Genomic DNA, 19,179 nt, shown 5'->3' on the forward strand with positions numbered 1-19,179 from the left:
GAACCGCTCGGCACGTCTAGCTTCCGGAAAAGTTGAATCCTTTCATGATTGAGACATCGACACGGCCGCTACAGCCGAGGAGCCCGTCATGGAAAAGCCCGACAAGGGCCCCGCCCCTGTCCTGGCGCTGAGGGGAGTCTCCAAGACCTTCGGAGCCGTACGGGCCCTGCACGACGTCTCCCTGGATCTGCGGCCCGGTGAGATCCACGCCCTGGCCGGCGAGAACGGTGCGGGCAAGTCCACTCTGATCAAGACTCTCGCCGGAGTCCACCGCCCCGACGAGGGAAACATCCTGCTCGCCGGCGAGCCCGTCGTCTTCCACGGCCCCGCCGACGCGAGGGACGCCGGGATCGCCGTCATCTATCAGGAGCCGACGCTCTTCCCCGATCTCTCCATCGCCGAGAACATCTTCATGGGCCGTCAGCCACGGCGTTCGGCCCGGCGTATCGACCGCAAGGCCGTCCACCGTGCGACGGCCGACCTGATGACCAGACTCGGGGTGGCGCTCGACCCCCGGCGGCCCGCGCGCGGACTGTCCATCGCGGACCAGCAGATCGTCGAGATCGCCAAGGCGCTCTCCTTCGACGCCCGTGTCCTGATCATGGACGAGCCCACCGCCGCGCTCACCGGCAGCGAGACCGCGCGGCTGTTCTCCGTCGTACGGACGCTGCGGGCCGAAGGCGCGGCGGTGCTGTTCATCTCGCACCGGCTGGAGGAGATCTTCGGCCTCTGCTCGCACGTCACGACGCTGCGCGACGGCCGACACGTCGCCTCCGAGCCGCTCGACGGACTCACCGAGGACGACCTCGTGCGCCGGATGGTCGGCCGTGAGCTGGACGACCTGTATCCCAAGGCGGCGGCCGAGCCCGGCTCGACCGTCCTGTCGGTGAGCAGGCTGACCCGCGAAGGCGTCTTCAGGGACGTGTCGTTCGAGGTACGGCGGGGTGAGATCGTCGCCCTCGCCGGGCTGGTGGGGGCGGGCCGCAGCGAGGTCGCGCAGGCGGTCTTCGGTGTGGACCGCGCCGACGCGGGCGAGGTGAAGGTCGACGGCCGAGTCCTGCCCGCCGGTTCACCGACGGCGGCGATGGACGCGGGGCTCGCGCTCGTCCCCGAGGACCGGCGGCTGCGCGGTCTGGTGATGGAGATGTCCATCGAGCGCAACATCGGCCTGACGGGGCTGCGCGACGTGCGCCGCCGCGGTCTGGTCAGCCGGGCGCTCGAACACGGGCGCGCGGCCGACTGGGCGGTGAAGCTCCAGCTCAAGTACAGCAGGCTCGCCGATCCGGTGTCGGTCCTGTCCGGTGGCAATCAGCAGAAGGTCGTCCTGGCGAAGTGGCTGGCCACCGACCCGGCCGTGCTGATCGTCGACGAGCCGACGCGCGGAATCGACGTCGGTACGAAGGCCGAGGTCCACCGGCTGCTCTCGTCACTGGCCGCGGACGGACTCGCCGTCCTGATGGTGTCGTCCGATCTCCCCGAGGTGCTGCGCATGGCCGACCGGATCCTCGTGATGCACGAGGGACGGCTCACCGCCGAGATACCGCGTGAGCGGGCGACGGAGGAGACCGTGATGGCCGCGGCCACCGGCCGTGCGCCGGACACGCCACCCACCTCCGGCGACGCACCCGCCGGCACCGGACGTACGGCGGCGAAGGAGCCGACGCCATGACCACCACGCTCGACAAACCCATCCCCGATCCCACTCCCGGGCCCGGCCCCGAGGCCCCCGCCGATGAGGGCAGGTCCGCCCGGTCACTCGTCGACGCCGTCTTCCGCGCCCGGGAGATCGCGATCGGCGGCGCCCTCGCGCTGCTGATCCTCGGCACCTGGCTCGCCAACCCCGGCTTCCTCGACGACCAGGGCATCAAGGACCTGCTTCTCAACTCCTCGATCCTGGTCCTGCTCGCCGTCGGTCAGTCCGTGGTCGTGATGACCCGCAACATCGACCTGTCGGTCGGCTCGGTCGTCGGGCTCACGGCCTTCGCCTGCGGCCACTTCGTCTCCGGCACCGACCACAGCGCGCTCACCGTCGTCCTGCTCGGCATCGGGCTCGGCACGGTCTGCGGACTCGTCAGCGGCGCGCTCGTCAGCTTCGGCCGGGTGCCCGCGCTCGTGGTGACGCTCGGCATGCTCTACATCATCCAGGGCATCGACCACGCCTGGGCGCACGGCGAGCAGATCAACGCCGTGAACGTCCCCGACGGTGTGCTCTCCCTCGGCTCCGGCAGCGTCCTCGGTATCCCGTATCTGCCGCTGATCTCCGCCGCCGTACTCGCCGCGACCGGCTACTTCCTGCGTACCTACCGCAGCGGCCGTGAGCTGTACGCGATCGGGTCGAGCCCGGAGGCCGCACGGCTGGCGGGCATTCCCGTACGGCGCCGGATCCTGGCCGCCTACGCGTTCTCCGGCGCCGTCGCGGGCTTCGCGGGCGCGCTGTGGCTCGCGCGCTTCGGCACCGTCGTCGCGGACGCGGCCAACGGCTGGGAGCTGACCGTCGTCAGCGCCGTCGTCGTCGGCGGCGTCGCCATCACGGGCGGCACGGGCAGCGTCTGGGGCGCGGCGCTCGGCGCGCTGCTGCTCACCACCATCGGCAGCGCACTGGTCGTCCTCAAGGTCGACTCCTTCTGGCAGCAGGCCATCACCGGCGTGCTGCTGCTCGCCGCGATCACCACGGACCGCGTCTTGCAGGTGCGTACGACCAGCGCGCTCAGGAAGAGGAGCCGGCGATGACCGCGAAGACGAACCCCATGGCACAGGCGAAGACGACACGGCCAGCACCGGCGTCCCTGAGCAGATATCTGCGCTGGGACACGGCCGTCGGCATCCTGCTGATCGCGGTCTTCCTGGCGGGCACCGGCACCACCGACGGGTTCGCCAACACGGACAACCTGTCGGCGGCGCTCGGCGACATCTCCGAGGTCGCGCTGATCGCGCTGCCGATGACCCTGCTGGTGGTCGCGGGCCAGGTCGATCTCTCCGTCGCCTCGATGCTGGGCCTGTCCAGCGCGCTCGCCGGTTCACTCTGGCAGGCGGGATTCACCTTCGAACTGATCGTCCCCCTCTGCCTGTTGGCGGGCGCGGTCGGCGGGCTGCTGAACGGCTGGCTCGTCACCCGGGTCGGCCTGCCCTCGCTGGCCGTCACCATCGGTACGCTCACGCTCTACCGCGGGCTGGCGTCCGTCATCCTCGGTGACGAGGCGGTGGCCGACTTCCCGGAGACGTACGCCAAGTACGCGGCGTACACGGAGACGGTGCCCGGCACCTTCGTCCCGTATCCGGTCGCGCTGTTCGCGGTGCTCGCCGTCGGTACGGCGATCGCGCTGCACTGCACGGGCTTCGGCCGCTCGCTGTTCGCGATCGGCGCGCAGGAGGACGCCGCGTGGTTCGCGGGTATCCGCGTCAAGCGGCTGAAGCTCGCGCTGTTCGTGGTGTCCGGTCTCGTCGCCTCGTTCGCCGGGATCGTCTACACCCTGCGCTACGGCAGCGCCCGCGCCGACAACGGGCTCGGTCTCGAACTGGTCGTCATCGCCTCGGTGTTGCTCGGCGGTGTCGACTTCGACGGCGGCAAGGGCACGCTGGGCGGCGCCGTCGCCGGTGTGCTGCTGATCGGGCTGCTGACGAATCTGCTGACCCTCAACGACATCTCCAACGAGATCCAGGTGATCGTCACCGGCCTGCTGCTCGTCGCCTCCGTGCTGACTCCCCGGATCATCGCCGTGCTCGCGGAGCGCCGGCACCGGCGTACGGCGGCCGAGGAATCCGTCCCGGTCTCCGCCGCGCCCTGACACTCGCGACCCGACGCCCGCACCCTGAGGTCCGCGCCCCGGCGTCCGCACTCCGAACTTCCCGTTCCGACCCTCCCGAAAGGCACTCATCATGCTGTCGCAGGCCCGCTCCCGACGCCGCGGCGTCGTCACCGCATCCGCCGCGCTCTGCGCCCTGACGCTCGCCGTGTCGGGCTGCTCGGGCACCACCAAGGACTCCGTGAAGGACGACACCCCCGCCAAGTCGGGCAACGCCGAGGCGAATCCGGACGCCCCACTCAAGAAGGGCCTGAAGATCGCCTTCCTGCCCAAGCAGATCAACAACCCGTACGAGAAGATCGTCGACGACGCGGGTATCGCGGCGGCCGGGGAGATCGGCGCCACCGGCAAGGAGGTCGGGCCCTCCAACGCGAAGGCGTCGTCGCAGGTCTCGTACATCAACACCCTCATCCAGCAGAAGCAGGACGCGATCCTCATCGCGGCGAACGACCCCAACGCGGTGTGCGGCCCGCTCAAGCAGGCCATGAGGCAGGACATCAAGGTCGTCGCGTACGACTCCGACACCGCCAAGGACTGCCGCCAGCTCTTCATCAACCAGGCCAGCTCGGAGGAGATCGGCCGCAGCCAGGTCCGCAACATCGCCGAACAGCTCGGCAACAAGGGCGAGATCGCGATCCTGTCGGCGACGCAGAACGCGACGAACCAGAACACCTGGATCGAGTTCATGAAGGACGAGCTCACAAAGCCCGAGTACAAGGACATGAAGCTGGTCAAGGTCGCGTACGGCGACGACCAGGACCAGAAGTCCTTCCAGGAGACCCAGGGGCTCCTCAAGGCGTACCCGAACCTCAAGGGGATCATCTCGCCCACGACGGTCGGCATCGCGGCGGCGGCCCGCTACATCGGCGACTCCTCGTACAAGGGGAAGGTCGTCCTCAACGGCCTCGGCACGCCCAACCAGATGCGCAAGTACATCGAGAACGGCACGCTCGACCAGTTCTCGCTGTGGGACCCGAAGAAGCTGGGCTACCTCGGTACGTACGCGGCGGCGGCGCTGGCGTCCGGACAGATCACCGGGGCCGAGGGCGAGAAGTTCAAGGCCGGTGACCTGGGCGAGTACACGGTCGGCAAGGACGGCGAGATCATCCTCGGCCCGCCGACGGTCTTCGACGCCAAGAACATCGGCGACTTCGACTTCTGAGGTACCCGCGGCCGGCAGAGTGAGAGCGAGCAGCCCCATGAACGCACCAACCACCCCTCGCCGTACCCGGATCGGCCTTGTCTCCGGCGGGCTCGGGGCGTACTGGCCCCAGTTCCCCGACCTGCTTCCCCAACTCAAGCTCTCCGCACGGCGGGTGACGGAGCGTCTGGGCGAGTACGACGCCGAGGTCGTGGACGTCGGATTCATCTCCGACGCCCAGGAGGGCGCGGCGGCGGCCGAGAAGCTGCGGGCCGCCGACTGCGATCTGATCGTCGGCTTCCTCACCACCTACATGACGGCGACGATGCTCGTGCCCGTCGCCCAGCGCAGCGGCGCGCCGGTGCTGCTCATCAATCTCCAGCCCACGGAGGCGATGGACCACGCGACGTTCGGCACCGGCGAGTGGCTGGCGTACTGCGGCGCCTGTCCGCTGCCGGAGATGGCGAACGCCTTCGAGCGCGTCGGGGTGCCGTTCCGTTCCGTCTCCGGCCATCTGGAGGACGGGCGGGCGTGGGAGCGGATCGGCCGGTGGATCAGGGCGGCGGGGGTGCGCGGGGCGCTGCGTACGGGCCGGCACGGGCTGATGGGTCACCTGTACCCGGGCATGTACGACGTGTCGACGGACCTGACGATGGTGCCGGCCAATCTGGGCGGGCATGTGGAGGTCCTGGAGTTCGACGATCTGCGTGTCCGGGCGATGAAGGCCGCCGATTCGGAGGTGACCGCGAAGCTGGCGGAGACCCGCGAGGCGTTCGAGATCGCGGACTCGGTGGCCGAGGAGGACCTGGTGTGGGCGGCCAGGGTGTCGGTCGGCCTCGACCGGCTGGTGGACGACTTCGCGCTGGACTCGCTTGCGTACTACCACCGGGGTCTGGAGGGTGAGCTCCACGAACGCCTCGGCGCGGGCATGATCCTCGGTTCCTCGCTGCTGACGGCACGTGGCGTCCCCGCGTGCGGGGAGTACGAGCTGCGCACGTCGCTGGCCATGCTGATCACGGACCGGCTGGGCGCGGGCGGCACCTTCACCGAGCTCCAAGCACTGAACTTCCGGGACGGGGTGGTCGAGATGGGCCACGACGGGCCGGCCAATCCGACCATCTGCGCGCGGCGGCCGGTGCTGCGCGGGCTCGGTGTCTATCACGGCAAGCGCGGCTGGGGTGTGTCGGTCGAGTGCGACGTACGGCGGGGGCCTGTGACGCTGGTGGGACTCGGCCAGTCCAGGGACGGTCGCTACAGGCTGGTCACCGCGGTGGGTAAAGTGGTCCAAGGCCCGCTGCTGGAAATCGGCAACACCACATCGCGTGTCGACTTCGGCCGTGACCCGGGCGAATGGACCGACGCGTGGAGTGCGAGCGGAGTGGGGCACCACTGGGCGCTCGCCCCCGGCGACATCATTCCGGAACTGCGCGCGCTTGCCGGTCTGAGCGGTCTGGAGCTGGTGGAGGTCACTGTCTGATGGCGCAATCGGTGGGAATCAAGGACGTCGCCCGGGTGGCGGGCGTCTCCGTCGGCACGGTGTCGAACGTGATCAACCGGCCGGATTCGGTGGCCGAGGAGACACGGGCGAGGGTGCTGTCCACCATCGAGCGTATGGGCTATGTACGCAGCGAGTCGGCCCGCCATCTGCGGGCCGGCCGCAGCCGCATCATCGCGCTGCTGGTGCTCGACATGGCGAACCCGTTCTTCGTGGACGTCGCCACCGGTGCCGAGCGGGTGGCCCGGGAGTCCGGGCTCGGTGTGATGCTCTGCAACAGCGCGCAGAGCAGCAGCGAGGAGGCCGAGTATCTGGGGCTCTTCAGCGAGCAGCGGGTGCGTGGCGTGCTGATCACACCGGCCGACGAGACCGGCCGGAATCTGGAGAGCTTCCGGCGGCAGGACATCCCGTTCGTCTTCGTGGACCGGGTGGTGCCGAGCGAGGAGGCCTGTTCGGTGTCGGTGGACGATGTGACGGGCGGGGCGCTCGCGATGCGTCATCTGCTGGCCCAGGGACACACCGACATCGCGTATGTGTCCGGTCCGCTGCATCTCGCGCAGTGCCGGGACCGGCGGGCGGGCGCGCTGCTGGCGCTGGAGGAGGCCGGGCTGCCGGCCGACCGGCTGCGGGTGGTGGAGGCGGAGCGGCTGGACGTGTCGGCGGGGCGTGACTCCGGGGCCCGGCTGCTGGGGCTGCACAGCAGGCCGAGCGCGGTGTTCTGCGCGAACGACCTGCTGGCGCTCGGGGTGCTCCAGTCGATGTACGGGGCGGGGGTGGCCGTGCCGGACGAGATGGCGCTCGTGGGGTACGACGACATCGAGTTCGCGTCGGCCGCGGCGGTGCCGCTCACGTCGGTGCGCCAGCCGGCCTCACAGATGGGGCGGCTCGCGGCGGAGCTGCTGATCGAGGAGACGGGTGAGTCGGCGGCCGATCACCGGCATCAACGGATCGTGCTGCAACCGGAGTTGGTGGTGCGGGAGTCCTCGATGCCGCGCGCCGGCGGCGGGCACCGGAGCTGACGCTCCGTCACCACGCCCACACTTCGAAGCGGGCCGTGTCGCCACGCTTGTCCTCGATCGCCGGACGGGCTTTCAAGCCCGTCCGGCGATTGAGGACAAGACACAGGGCCCGTCCGGCGATCGAGGGCAGAGCACAACGCCCGTCCGGTGATTGAGGGCAGAGCACAACGCCCGGCCCGGCGACATGAGTCAGCCGCGGGCCACGAAATCCCATGTGCCGTGGGGCGCGCGGTAGAGCTGGAAGCCGGGCTCCGTACGGACGAACGTCGCGCCCTTCGGTGCGGTCACCTTGTCCTCGCGGTCGGCGGGCACATGGACCTCGGCGCTCGCCCCGACCGGCACCTTCACCGTCAGCCGCAGGTCACGGCCGACCTTGGACCATGCCACCGAGGCCGGTCCACGCACCGTGCGGATCGAGGTGCGCGCCCAGCTGACCCCGGTGCGGGCGTCGGGGCGGACGGTAAAGGTGCGGTAGCCGTCGTCGCCGGGGCGCAGTCCGGCCACGTTCTCGTACAGCCACTGGGCGACTGTGCCCTGGAAGTAGTGGTCGCGGGAGCGGGAGTCGAGCTGCCACATCTCCCACATGGTGTCGGCGCCGTTGTCGAACCAGTAGCCCCAGCTCGGGTAGGTGCGCTGGGTGGCGATGGCGTGGGCGATGTCCGGGTGGCCGTGCGCGCACAGGACGCGCAGCAGCACGCTGGTGCCGAGCGCGCCGGTGTTGAGGTGGTTGCCGCGTGCGGTGATGTCGGCGACGAGGCTGTCCACGACGGAGGCGCGGGCGCCGGCGGGGACGAGGCCGAAGGCGAGCGGGATCGCGTTGGAGGTCTGCCGGTAGTCCGGGTCCTTGGCGGTGCTGTAGTGCCCGGCGTCGTTGAGGAACTCCGCGTTGAGGGCGTCCTTGAGCCCGCCCGCCGCCGTGCGGTAACGCGCGGCGACATCGTCGTGGCCCAGCAGTTCGCCCATCTCGGCGGTGCCCACGAGGGCGCGGTGCAGATAAGCGGTGGCCGTCAGACGGGTGTCCTCGGGCGGGTTGCCGCCGTAGCCGGGCGGCAGGTAGTCGCCGAGGGCGGTGATCGCGAGGCCGTCCACAAGACGGTCCAGCTCCCAGTCCAGATAGCGGGTGAGGACCGGCCAGTGCTGCCGGGCGACCCGGTCGTCGCCGTACACCCGGTACATCTCCCGTACCAGGAACGGGTAGACGGTGGTCCACTCCGGTGACGGGCCGAGGTCGCCGTAACCCCAGCCGCCGCTCGGGACGATCACCGGGAGCTGTCCGTCGGCGTTCTGACTGTCCTTCAGATCGTCCAGCCACTTCCCGAGGAAGCGGTGGACGCCGAAGCCGTACGCGAGGGTGGGCGCGCCGAGCTGCGCGTCGCCCGTCCAGCCGTTCTTCTCGTACATGGGGGTGTCGGTCGGGATGCCGTGCAGGTTGTTCAGGAGGGTGCGGCGCATCGCCTTGTCGAGCTGCTCGTAGAAGGGATCGGAGCAGGAGAACGCGCTGACCTCGTCGACCTTCGTGTGGACGGTCCTGCCGAGCACGTCGGACGGTTCGGGCCGGGCGGGCAGGCCCTCGATCTGGACATAGCGGAAGCCCTTGTACGAGAACGAGGGCTCCCACACCTCGGGCTTCGTGCCGCCCGCGCAGATGTATTCGTCGCGCTGGAAGCGGCCGGGGACATGCCCGGTCTCGGCGTGGACGCTGCCGTCGGTCTTGAGTTTCTCGCCGTGAGTGAGCGAAATGACTGTGCCCGCAGGCGCTTTGACGGTCAGCCGGGTCCAGCCGGCGGTGGTGCGGCCCATGTCGACCACATAGATACCGGGACGCAGTTCACTGATCTTGGTGGGCGTGATGGTGTCGATGATCTCGATGGGGTCGTGCGGCTGGGCACGCAGAGCGCCCTTCGGCGCCTGCTGGGCTCCCGGGGCGCGCCACTCCCGGTCGTCGAAGCCGGGGCGTGTCCAGCCGGTGGGGGCCAGGCGCGCGTCGTACGTCTCGCCGGCGTAGAGGGAGTTGGTGAGGGTGGGGCCCTCGGTCATGCGCCAGTCGGTGTCGGAGACGACGGTGGTGCGTGTGCCGTCCGGGTGTTCGGCTTCCAGCCGGCACAGGAGGCGCGGCTCGCCGTGCCAGGGCGGCTGGTGCCAGTTCCAGACGTTGGGGGTGGTCATGCCGTAGAAACCGCGGCCCAGGGTGACGCCGATGGCGTTGTCACCCCGGCTCAGCAGGGACGTCACGTCGTGGACGGCGTACATGACGGTCTCGTCGTAGTCGGTGAACGCCGGGTCGAGCACCTGCTCGCCGACTGTTTCGCCGTTCAACTCGGCGACGTAGTAGGCGAGTCCGCTGATGTAGAGGCGGGCGCGGGTGACCGGTTTGCGCACGGTGAACTCGCGGCGCAGCAGGGGCGCGGGCGCCTCGGGCAGGGAGACGGACACGCCGTCGCCCCAGGGGCCTTCGCCGTAGGGGGCGAGGACGTTGGCGGGAGCCCAGCCGCTGTCGTCGAAGTCCGGCCGCTGCCAGCCCTGTTGTTCGGTCTCGGCGGTCAGCCAGTCGCCGGAGGTGACGAATTCACGGCTCTGCCCGTCGGTGGTCTCCACGACGAGCCGGGCGATGAATCCGCCCGGGTTGACGGAGGCACCGCCGCGGTTGGTGGCCACGGCGGCGAGCACGACGCGCTGTCCGGCCGCCTTGACGGCTTCGGTGACATCGGCGGTCCTGCCTGTGCGCCAGCCGTCCTGCTGTTCGGGCGCGTGGGCCACCTGTGTGCCGCCGAGGTGGAGGGTGAAGTCGTCGTCGGCGGTGGCGACGAAGGTAGCGCTCGCGACGGCGGCGCCGGCGGGGAGGTCGAGGGCGGCGCGGAACCAGCGCGGTCCGGCGGGGGCGTCGCCGGTGGTCGCGCCTTCGGTCCAGATCCAGGAGGCGCCGTCGAGGGTGAGGGGATCGGCGCCCGCGTCGGCGCCGATCCAGGTGGCGCCCCACTTCTCGTCGCCGAGCGCGGTCTCCCACCAGCCGGCCGTGCTCCAGGACGAGACGTCGCCGGAGCCGTCCCAGACGCGGACCTGCCAGTGGCAGCGGGTACGGGGCGGCAGCGCGGGCCCGGCGTAGGGGACGGCGACGGTGCGCGGAGAGGTCACCTTGCCGGTGTCCCAGAGGAGTTGGCGCCCTCCGGCGAGGTCGCGGGGGTCGGTGGCCGCCCTGATCTGGTACGCGCGCTGCCGGGCACCGTGGCCGTCGGCCGTCAGCTCCCAGGAGAGGAGAGGGGTCGGGTTGTCGGTGCCGAGGACGTGTTCCGCGTACTCCACCTTCGCGGCGACGACGCGCAACCCGCCGCCGCGCGAGGGCTCGTGGCCCTTCGCGGGAGTGGCGGCCGAGGCCGCCGGGCCGGCGGCGAGAGAGACGATTCCGGCGCCGGCGCCCACGACGGAAGTGCCCAGGAGACTTCTGCGTGTCCAGCCCATGCCCATGCCAGCCCCTTTGATTGAATCGTTTCATGTCCGTGTCAAGAATCGTATGGCCGATCCGGGAGGGCTCACAAGAGGTGCGGGAGCCCCGGGCGGAACGTCCGCCGTTGCCCCACTTCTTGCTACGATCGAGAAGAGGATCTCTGACCGATCATCAATTATTGCGCGGATTCATAGACTTCCTGCGGAACCGCTCCTAGCCTTCTGGCGTCCGCAGAGTCCCCACGAGCCGCAAGGACGTATGTCTGTGACACCTCCCCCGAGACGCCGCCTGCTCCGCCGCGGCATATCCGCCTCGCTCTCCGCCTCCCTGTCCGTCTCCCTGGCTCTCGCGACGGCGGTGGCCGGGACGGCCGCCGTGGTCGTGATGTCCGCCGCTCCGGCAGCCGTTGCCGCCGGAGTGCCCGCCCCCTCCCCCGTCGGCATCCCCGGCCGGGGCGCCACCGTGCCGTTCGTGGAGCACGAGGCCGAGTACGCCGCCACCAACGGCACCCTGATCGGCCCCAACCGCCTGTACGGATCGCTTCCCTCGGAGGCCTCCGGACGGCAGGCCGTGACGCTCGACGCGGTCGGTGAGTACGTGGAGTTCACCCTCACCAAGCCGGCCAACGCCATGACCTTCCGCTACTCGCTGCCCGACAACTCGGCCGGGACCGGCCGGGACGCCGGGATCGACGTACGGGTCAACGGCAACCAGCTCAAGAACGTACCCGTGACCTCCAAGTACGGCTGGTACTACGGTGGTTACCCGTTCAACAACAACCCCGGCGACACCAACCCCCACCACTTCTACGACGAGACGCGCACCATGTTCGGCTCCACCCTGGGGGTCGGCACCAAGGTCCGGCTCCAGGTGTCGTCGACCGCGCAGTCACCGACGTTCACCATCGACCTCGCCGACTTCGAGCAGGTGGAAGCACCGAAGGCCAAGCCGGCGGGCGCGCTCGACGTCGTCGCCGACTTCGGCGCCGACCCGACGGGCGCCGCGGACTCGACCGCCAAGTTCCAGGCGGCGGTGGCCGCCGGGCAGGCACAGAACAGAACCGTCTACATCCCGCAGGGCAACTTCGAGATCCGCGACCACATCGTGGTCGACAAGGTGACGCTCGCCGGCGCCGGACCCTGGTACAGCGTCCTGAAGGGCCGGCATCCCACCGACCGCAGCAAGGCGGTCGGCGTCTACGGGAAGTACGCGAACCAGGGCGGCAGCAGCGATGTCACCCTCAAGGACTTCGCCATCATCGGCGACATCCGTGAGCGCGTGGACAACGACCAGGTCAACGCCATCGGTGGCGCGCTGTCCAACTCCGTCATCGACAACATCTGGATGCAGCACACCAAGTGCGGTGTCTGGGTGGACGGTCCGATGAACAACCTCACCATCAGGAACAGCCGCATCCTGGACCAGACGGCCGACGGTGTGAACTTCCACTACGGCGTCACCAACTCCACTGTCACCAACACCTTCGTACGCAACACCGGTGACGACGGTCTGGCCATGTGGGCGGAGAACATCCCCAACGTCAACAACAAATTCACGTTCAACACGGTGATCCTGCCGATCCTGGCGAACAACATCGTCACCTACGGCGGCAAGGACATCACCATCTCCGACAACGTCATGTCGGACACCATCACCAACGGCGGCGGCCTGCACATCGCCAACCGCTACCCAGGTGTCAACTCCGGTCAGGGCACGGCCGTTTCGGGTACCCACACCGCCGCGCGCAACACGCTCATCCGGGCCGGGAACAACGACTTCAACTGGCAGTTCGGTGTCGGCGCCGTGTGGTTCAGCGGGCTCAACGAACCCATCAACAACGCGACGATCAACATCACCGACACCGAGATACTCGACAGCTCCTACGCCGCGATCCATCTGATCGAGGGCGCGACGAACGGGCTGAACTTCAAGAACATCAAGATCGACGGCGCCGGTACCTACGCACTCCAGATCCAGGCACCGGGCAGGGCCACCTTCGAGAACGTCAAGGCCACCAACATCGCCCAGTCCAACACGATCCACAACTGTGTGGGCGCCGGATTCCAGATCACCCAGGTCGGCAGCGGGAACTCCGGCTGGTACTCCAACCCGCCCGCCTGCACGGGTGTGTGGCCCGCGCCGGAGTGGACCAACGGCGGTGTGCCCGGCGGTCCCGTGGACCCCGGGGACCCGACGGACCCGCCGACCGATCCCCCGACCGACCCGCCGGGTGACGAGGGCAACCTCGCCGATGGCCGTCCGGTCACCGCGACCGGCCAGACACAGACGTACGGCCCCGGCAACGCCGTGGACGGCGATGCCAACACCTACTGGGAGAGCACCAACAACGCCTTCCCGCAGTCCATCACCGTGGATCTCGGCTCGGCGAAGAACGTCGACCGGCTGGTGCTGAAGCTTCCGCCGGCCGCGGCGTGGCAGACCCGTACGCAGACACTCGGGGTCTCTGGCAGCACCGACAACTCCACCTACACCTCACTCAAGGCACCGGCGGGCGTCACCTTCAACCCGTCGAGCGCCAACACCGCCACCGTCGGCCTGCCCGGCACGCCGACCCGGTACGTACGGGTGACCGTGACCGGCAACACGGGCTGGCCCGCCGCGCAGCTCTCCGAACTGGAGGTCTACGCGGACTGATCCGACGCGGTGCGGTGTGCCGGTGGGACCGGCGCACCGCACCGCCGCACTTCGGGCGGGTCCTTCACACCAGATACGTGTCGAGGCGCCCGCACATGCCGAACTTGCCGTGCGCCTCCGGCAGTCGGGCGTGCACCCGCGCTTCGGCGAGGTGCGACACGTCGCCCTCGGCGAGCCGGCCGAGCTGGGCGCCGGTCTGCCGCGCGGCCTCCGAGGCGCCCGCCTCCCAGCGCGCCCGCCACGCGTCGAGCCTCCGCCGTACCAGCGCGCCGGCCGCGCGGTGGAAGTCCAGCAGCGGCTTGTCGTCCCCGGCGTCCCACGCCGCGCGCAGCGCCGCGAACCCCTCGACCGCCAGGTCCCGCCGGCGCCGTGCGAACGCCGCCTGCTCCGCCTCGGCGCCCTCGGGGACCCGTACGAGGCGCGCGTAGGTCTCGGGGTCGGTCAGGTGCTCGGGCGGCAGGGTCAGCACGGCGTCCCCGGCCTCGGGCAGTCCGTTGTTCTGCATCAGTACGACGATCCGCAAGCCCTCCTCGTTCACGAGCCGGTGAATGGTGCCGGGGGTGAACCACACCAGTGCGCCCGGCTCCAGCGAGGTGCTCTCGAACCCTTCGGCGGTGAGGGTCTGCACGGCGCCCCGGCCCGCGGTCACCACATACCCCTCGGAGCACGTCAGATGCAGATGGGGGGTGCCACCGTGGAGACCGTCGGCCGCCTCCCAGTCGTACACGGTCAGATGTGACACGGCGACGGCGCCGGGCAGTCCGGGGAAACCGGCGGCTGCGTCTCCGGTGCTTGTGCCTGTGTCTGCGGTTGAGGTGGTGCTGTACGTCGTCAACACTCCCCCTTCGGGGCCGGCCGGAGTAAGCGCTTTCTGTCAGAACGTAGGTCCGCCCCGTACCCCTGTCAACGGCGGGTACGGGGGCCGGGCGGGAGTGCCCGTCGTAAGGATCCGCCCTGTGGGACCCTCAACTCGGCCTGGGAGATACGCTTTCGCGACGACCGAAGCACAACACGAGGAACCACCGCCACCTCGGGGGCGTCCCCACATGAGGTGTCGCGGCGAGGCGGCCGGGCGTTACAACGGTGCACGTTCACGGGGAGCACCCGATTTCAGGGGGAAACAGGGTTGGCACAGGTATCACCCAGCACGGCGCAGGCGGACCCGGAGCAGAAGAAACTGGCGGCGGAGCTGAGGACTCTCGCCGCCGAGCCCGCCTTCGAACTGCGCAGTGCTGAACTCATCGACCTCGCACAGGACCTGGAGCAGCACAAGCGCCTCGACCGCTGGGCCGACCTGGATCTGGTGCAGTCCTACGTACGCCCGGAGAGTCTGGCCCAGGCGCCGGCCGGCCGTCGTGCGGCCCTCCACACACAGCTGCGGACCGCACTGGCGGCCAAGTCCGGAGCCAAGGCGCTCCTGCGGACGGTGCGTGACGAGCTGCGTCAACGCCCTGTCCGCGAGGGCTCCTTGGAGGCCCTTCTGGGTGTTCTGGTGTTCGTCCCGCTGCTCATCACCTGGTTCGGACTGCGGGAAGCGGTGCGCGCCTACGGCGAGTTGAGCCAGGAGAATCCCAAGGAGGCGACCAGGCCGTTCCTCCAGCTGTGGCAGACAGGATTCGGCGGGCATCTCTCGTCGTCGGGCCGGTTCGAGAACGTGGCGCTGATGGCGGTCGTGCTGATCAGCCTGCTGGTGGTGCTCTCGGTGTGGCACGCCCGCGCGCGCTCGCGCGGCGACCGTGCGGAGGCGAAGCTGAACGGCGAGCAGGAGTATCTGCTCGGCCGGCTCGCGTCCCTGCTCACGAGGATCCAGCTGACGCTCGTACCCCACCGTGCCGCGTCTCCGCAGCAGTTCACGGCCGGTCTGAGCAAGGCCGCCACCCGGATGGAGTCGCTGGCTTCGCGCGCCGACCGCAGTCACAACTCGCTGGTCACCTCGGCGAAGGCGCTGGAGGACGCGACCACTTCACTGGAGAACGCCGCGCTCGCGCTGACGGGCGAGTTGCCGAAGCTCGGCACGGTGGCGGACCGTATCGAGGCCGCCGTACGGGGCGGTCAGGCGGCGACCATGCAGGCGGGCGCGGAGAACCAGGCCGCGGCGGGCAAGATCGCCGACCGCATCAAGTCGGCGGGCGACACGGTGGAGTCGTCGCTCAAGGCGCTGGCCGCCGCGCAGCAGACCCTGGCCACGAAGTCGGAGACGGTGGCGCAGGCCACAGAGCGCGCCTCGCAGGCGCTGGTGGACAGCGCCGGGCGTACGAACGAAGCAGTGGACGGGATGCGGGAGGCCACCGAGCGCTGGGACGCGGCGGCGGCCCACTGGCAGGACGCGGCGGCGCGGCTGGACACCGGGCTGCGCGGGCTGTCGGTGCCTCGGGCCGGGTCCGGTCCGTCGCCCGACGCGGGCGGCGACCCGGGTTTCGGCCCGGCGCCGGACCCGGCGCCCGACCCGTCCGCCGCGCCGACGCTTCCGGGCGGGCGCGCGAACGGGGCGGGTTTCGAGTACGACACGCCCACGGAACGGCTGTTGCTGACCGGCGCGAACGGCGGGGCGAACGGCGGGGCGGGCAACGGGAGTTCCAGCGGCGGGACCGGTACCGGTCCTGATGCGCCGACCATGCCCGGCATTCCTCAGCAGGATCCGGCACGTTCGCCGTATCCGCCGCAGGACGAGGTGGGCCCGTGAGCCGTCCCGTACGCCGGGTGGGCCAACTGGCCGGACGGGTACGGCGCGGCGGGCGGCCCGGCGTCATCATGCTGGCCGGCTGGCTCTTCGCCGACCTGGTGCTGGTGCTCGCCCTGGTGTCGATGGCGGACCGGCCGGACCCGCTGGCCGCCCGCGCCACCGGCAAGCCGTCACCGTCGCGGTCCGCCTCACCCTCACCATCGCCGACACCGACCCCTGTCGGGCCGAGGTCGGTCGAGCTGAAGCCGCAGCAGATCCGGGTGAAGGGCGGCGAGACCAAGGAGATCGTCTCCCAGATCAACAAGGGCACGAAGAAGTGGCCGGGGCGCACCGCCGCGCTGGTGCTGACCTTCGGTGGCAGCCAGGGCGGCACGGAGTACGCGCACCGCGTCAACTCGCTGCTCAGCAAGGCCCGTCCGGAGATGTTCTCCAAGAAGACAGCGACGGACGACTTCCACGATCTCGGCGAACCGGCGAACACGGCGATCATCCGGATCTACTTCTACACCTCGCCCGGCTGAACCGGTCGGGCCGGTGTGAAGACAGGCTGAAGGCAGGCCCTGGAGCCGCGACGAACGAGAGGACCCACGGCGTGGAGCGGTGGCGGCCCGGTGCACGGGCGGAAGGCACGGACGGTGGTACGGACGGGCGGCGGCTGCCGCTGCCCGTCCTGCCGCAGTTCCCCGGGATGCGGGGCTTCGCCGACCTGGACTCGGTGATCAGCCGGCTGGGGTTCCGGCATGCCGCCGATCTGCTGCGGGGTCCGGCCGTGGAAGCCGGTACGAGCCCGTTCGCCACGCTGCCGAAGGCCGCGACGGACGACGGGTTCCGGATCCTGGACGGGCTGTGGTTCCCGGCCAGGGGACGGGCGTGGACTCGGGTGGACCTGCGCCACGTACAGGAGACCGCCGAGCGCTGGCGCACCTCGACGGATCCGCGCGCGGGTACGGCCGCGGCCCTGATGGACACGATGGAGACCGTCGTCCGGGACGATCCGATGGGGCCGCGCCGCATCGTGCTGTGGCAGGTGTGCCGCGCGCTGAAGGACAGGGCCGGGGGGCCGACGGCGGAGGCGGCGGAGGCGCTGGGTGTGCACAGCACGGACGCCGCCGCGCTGGCGTCCGCCGTCGCGGCGGGCTTTCCGGGCAAGGGGCCGGTCCGTGACGCGGCCGAGTCGGTCAACGAGGTGTGGCCCGGTGACCGGCTGCGGGAGGCGCTGCGGATCGCGGACCTCCTTCCGGCGCGTCCGGCCGACCATGTGCTCGCGAACTTCCGGACCCGGCTGAACGAGCGGGCGGCGGCCGTGGACCGGCTGATGGCCGAGGCGCGGCGGCTCGGACTGCTGGGCGAGTCGCGCGCGGCGGCGGTCTCCTGGCTCGCGGCGGTGCGGCGGGCGGCCGACGACGAGCGGGCGATGGCGGGCCTGCTCGGCGCCGCCACGCTCCTCGCGGACGAGCGGCACTCCCCCGACGCGCGGGAGCCCGTCGATTCGGCGTTGCGGGTGACCGTCGAGCGGCGGGCCGTCACGCTCAGATGGACGGCCGCGCGCCTGCCGCGTGACACCGCCCGGCTCGGGGGGCCGGTGTCGTACCGGGTGCTGCGGTTCCTGGACGGGGCGCCCGAGCGGACCGTCGAGGTGCCGTACCCGGACTCCTCGCTCTCGGTGCTCGATCCGGACGCCCCGATCGGCAGGCGGGTGCGGTACGCCGTACTGCCGCTGCGCCGTGGCCAGTTGGCGGGGGTGCCGCGTGTCACCGGTGCGGTGCTGCTGGTGCCGGACGTGGAGGAGGTCCGCGCGGTGCCGGTGCCCGACGGCGTACGGCTGGAGTGGCGGGCGCACCCGGCGGCCACGGCGTTCAGGGTGGTGCGCTCGACGCCGCGCCGGGCGGGACAGGCGGAGGGGCCGGGGCAGCCGATGGACGGTGTGCCGGTCGACGGGCTGCTGGTGCCCGCCGGGCGCAAGGGGTTCGTGGACCGCCCGCTGCGGCCCGGAACGTATCTGTACGAGATCTCGTGCGGCTATCCGGCCGTCCCCGATCTGCCCGGCGACGGCGGGGAGTTGGTGTGGTCGCCGGGGCTGCGGGTCGCGGCGACGGCGGTGGAATGGCCGTCCCCGGTGGAGGACGTCACCGTACGGCGCCTGGAGGACGGCACGGTGACCATCGACTGGCGTCCGCCGGTGCGCGGGGACGGCCGTCTGGTGGAGTGGCCGGGTCTGCCCACGGCGACGGGTGACGATGTGTCAGGTACTGCGGCGGCGTTGTCGGCGCCGGGTGAGGGCCCGGTAACCGTGGTGCCGGAGGTGCGCACCCGGGTCCGGATGACACCGGTCAGCGTGCTGGGCGACAGGGCGGTGGCCGGATCGAGCGTCCTGGTCGAACGACCGGGCGCGGTCGAGGACTTGACGGCCCGTCGGACGGTTCCGGGCAAGGCGGAGCTGCGATTCCGCTGGCCCGAGCCCGCGGTCCTGGTGCTGGTGGTGTGGGAGCAGGAGGGCCGGCGCCAGGAGATGCGGGTGGCGCGCAGCCGCTATCTGGCGGAGCGGCGCGTGGAGATCCCACTGGACGCCCGCCCGTGCCGGATCGAGGTGACCGCGGTACCCCGCCCGGACGCGGTCTCGATCCCGTCCGTCCCGGCGACAACGTCCCTGCCGCACCTGCCCGAGCCACCCCCTGCGCCACCCCGCAACACCCGCGGGCTGGCACTGCTGTCGTTCCCCTGGACCCCATGGACCAGCGGCGGCGCACCGCGCGGCCGCCCGTGGTGGCGCCGCTGGCTGCGCTAGCCGCGTCTGCCTCGCGGCGCCGGCGCCCGACGGGCGGGGCGCGCGACGGCCGGTTCCTGCCCTCGCAAGGCGGAAGATCGCTCTCGCACCGGGCGTACTTGGCCGACTCCGACAACGGGGCGACCGTGCGCCGGACCACGCGCGTCAGACACGGCC

General features: G+C 70.8%; 12 protein-coding genes. 10 read left to right on the plus strand and 2 right to left on the minus strand.

Annotated elements, in window-relative coordinates:
• Positions 1 to 88: 88 nt before the first annotated feature.
• From OIE74_RS04550 to OIE74_RS04575, 6 genes are all read left to right on the plus strand, one after another.
• On the plus strand, positions 89 to 1,669 hold the full coding sequence (locus OIE74_RS04550; RefSeq protein ID WP_329378651.1) for a sugar ABC transporter ATP-binding protein: 1,581 nt from the start codon (positions 89 to 91) through the stop codon (positions 1,667 to 1,669).
• Positions 1,666 to 2,730, plus strand: a complete 1,065-nt coding sequence (locus OIE74_RS04555) for an ABC transporter permease (RefSeq protein ID WP_329378653.1) — start codon at positions 1,666 to 1,668, stop codon at positions 2,728 to 2,730. Before OIE74_RS04550 ends, OIE74_RS04555 begins: the two co-directional genes overlap by 4 nt.
• Positions 2,731 to 2,747: 17 nt before the next feature.
• Complete coding sequence (locus OIE74_RS04560) at positions 2,748 to 3,785, plus strand: ABC transporter permease (protein WP_329392161.1); 1,038 nt, start codon at positions 2,748 to 2,750, stop codon at positions 3,783 to 3,785.
• Positions 3,786 to 3,876: 91 nt separating this feature from the next.
• On the plus strand, positions 3,877 to 4,965 hold the full coding sequence (gene rhaS, locus OIE74_RS04565) for a rhamnose ABC transporter substrate-binding protein (protein ID WP_329378655.1): 1,089 nt from the start codon (positions 3,877 to 3,879) through the stop codon (positions 4,963 to 4,965).
• Between the two features lie 37 nt (positions 4,966 to 5,002).
• Positions 5,003 to 6,421, plus strand: a complete 1,419-nt coding sequence (locus tag OIE74_RS04570) for an L-fucose/L-arabinose isomerase family protein (protein WP_329378656.1) — start codon at positions 5,003 to 5,005, stop codon at positions 6,419 to 6,421.
• The gene (locus OIE74_RS04575; RefSeq protein WP_329378658.1) at positions 6,421 to 7,458 is read left to right on the plus strand and encodes a LacI family DNA-binding transcriptional regulator; all 1,038 of its coding nucleotides are present in this window, start codon (positions 6,421 to 6,423) and stop codon (positions 7,456 to 7,458) included. Before OIE74_RS04570 ends, OIE74_RS04575 begins: the two co-directional genes overlap by 1 nt.
• Positions 7,459 to 7,647: 189 nt before the next feature.
• Here OIE74_RS04575 and OIE74_RS04580 read toward each other — a convergent pair whose 3' ends face one another.
• Positions 7,648 to 10,914, minus strand: coding sequence for a family 78 glycoside hydrolase catalytic domain (locus OIE74_RS04580; protein WP_329378660.1), 3,267 nt, complete (start codon positions 10,912 to 10,914; stop codon positions 7,648 to 7,650).
• A gap of 250 nt (positions 10,915 to 11,164) precedes the next feature.
• Here OIE74_RS04580 and OIE74_RS04585 point away from each other — a divergent pair, with 250 nt between their 5' ends.
• Positions 11,165 to 13,555: a discoidin domain-containing protein gene (locus OIE74_RS04585; RefSeq protein ID WP_329378662.1), complete on the plus strand. Its 2,391-nt coding sequence runs from the start codon at positions 11,165 to 11,167 to the stop codon at positions 13,553 to 13,555.
• Positions 13,556 to 13,619: 64 nt separating this feature from the next.
• Here the strand turns inward: OIE74_RS04585 and OIE74_RS04590 are convergent, their stop codons facing one another.
• Complete coding sequence (locus OIE74_RS04590) at positions 13,620 to 14,315, minus strand: cupin domain-containing protein (protein WP_329392162.1); 696 nt, start codon at positions 14,313 to 14,315, stop codon at positions 13,620 to 13,622.
• 366 nt (positions 14,316 to 14,681) lie between these two features.
• Between OIE74_RS04590 and OIE74_RS04595 the strand changes: the two genes are divergently transcribed.
• From OIE74_RS04595 to OIE74_RS04605, 3 genes are all read left to right on the plus strand, one after another.
• On the plus strand, positions 14,682 to 16,238 hold the full coding sequence (locus OIE74_RS04595; protein ID WP_329378664.1) for a hypothetical protein: 1,557 nt from the start codon (positions 14,682 to 14,684) through the stop codon (positions 16,236 to 16,238).
• A gap of 68 nt (positions 16,239 to 16,306) precedes the next feature.
• Positions 16,307 to 16,759 carry a hypothetical protein gene (locus OIE74_RS04600; RefSeq protein WP_443076339.1) on the plus strand — a complete coding sequence of 151 codons (453 nt, stop codon included), beginning with the start codon at positions 16,307 to 16,309 and terminating at the stop codon, positions 16,757 to 16,759.
• Between the two features lie 71 nt (positions 16,760 to 16,830).
• On the plus strand, positions 16,831 to 19,023 hold the full coding sequence (locus tag OIE74_RS04605; protein ID WP_329378668.1) for a hypothetical protein: 2,193 nt from the start codon (positions 16,831 to 16,833) through the stop codon (positions 19,021 to 19,023).
• Positions 19,024 to 19,179: the final 156 nt, after the last annotated feature.

Origin of the sequence: Streptomyces sp. NBC_01716 (genome assembly GCF_036248275.1) — a bacterium.
GTDB lineage: Bacteria > Actinomycetota > Actinomycetes > Streptomycetales > Streptomycetaceae > Streptomyces.

Bases quoted from the DNA above. Each gene is read 5' to 3' on its own strand.
- OIE74_RS04550 (WP_329378651.1), top strand. From the start codon at position 89: ATGGAAAAGCCCGACAAGGGCCCCGCCCCTGTCCTGGCGCTGAGGGGA.
- OIE74_RS04555 (WP_329378653.1), top strand. From the start codon at position 1,666: ATGACCACCACGCTCGACAAACCCATCCCCGATCCCACTCCCGGGCCC.
- OIE74_RS04560 (WP_329392161.1), top strand. From the start codon at position 2,748: ATGGCACAGGCGAAGACGACACGGCCAGCACCGGCGTCCCTGAGCAGA.
- rhaS (WP_329378655.1), top strand. From the start codon at position 3,877: ATGCTGTCGCAGGCCCGCTCCCGACGCCGCGGCGTCGTCACCGCATCC.
- OIE74_RS04570 (WP_329378656.1), top strand. From the start codon at position 5,003: ATGAACGCACCAACCACCCCTCGCCGTACCCGGATCGGCCTTGTCTCC.
- OIE74_RS04575 (WP_329378658.1), top strand. From the start codon at position 6,421: ATGGCGCAATCGGTGGGAATCAAGGACGTCGCCCGGGTGGCGGGCGTC.
- OIE74_RS04580 (WP_329378660.1), bottom strand. From the start codon at position 10,914: ATGGGCTGGACACGCAGAAGTCTCCTGGGCACTTCCGTCGTGGGCGCC.
- OIE74_RS04600 (WP_443076339.1), top strand. From the start codon at position 16,307: ATGCTGGCCGGCTGGCTCTTCGCCGACCTGGTGCTGGTGCTCGCCCTG.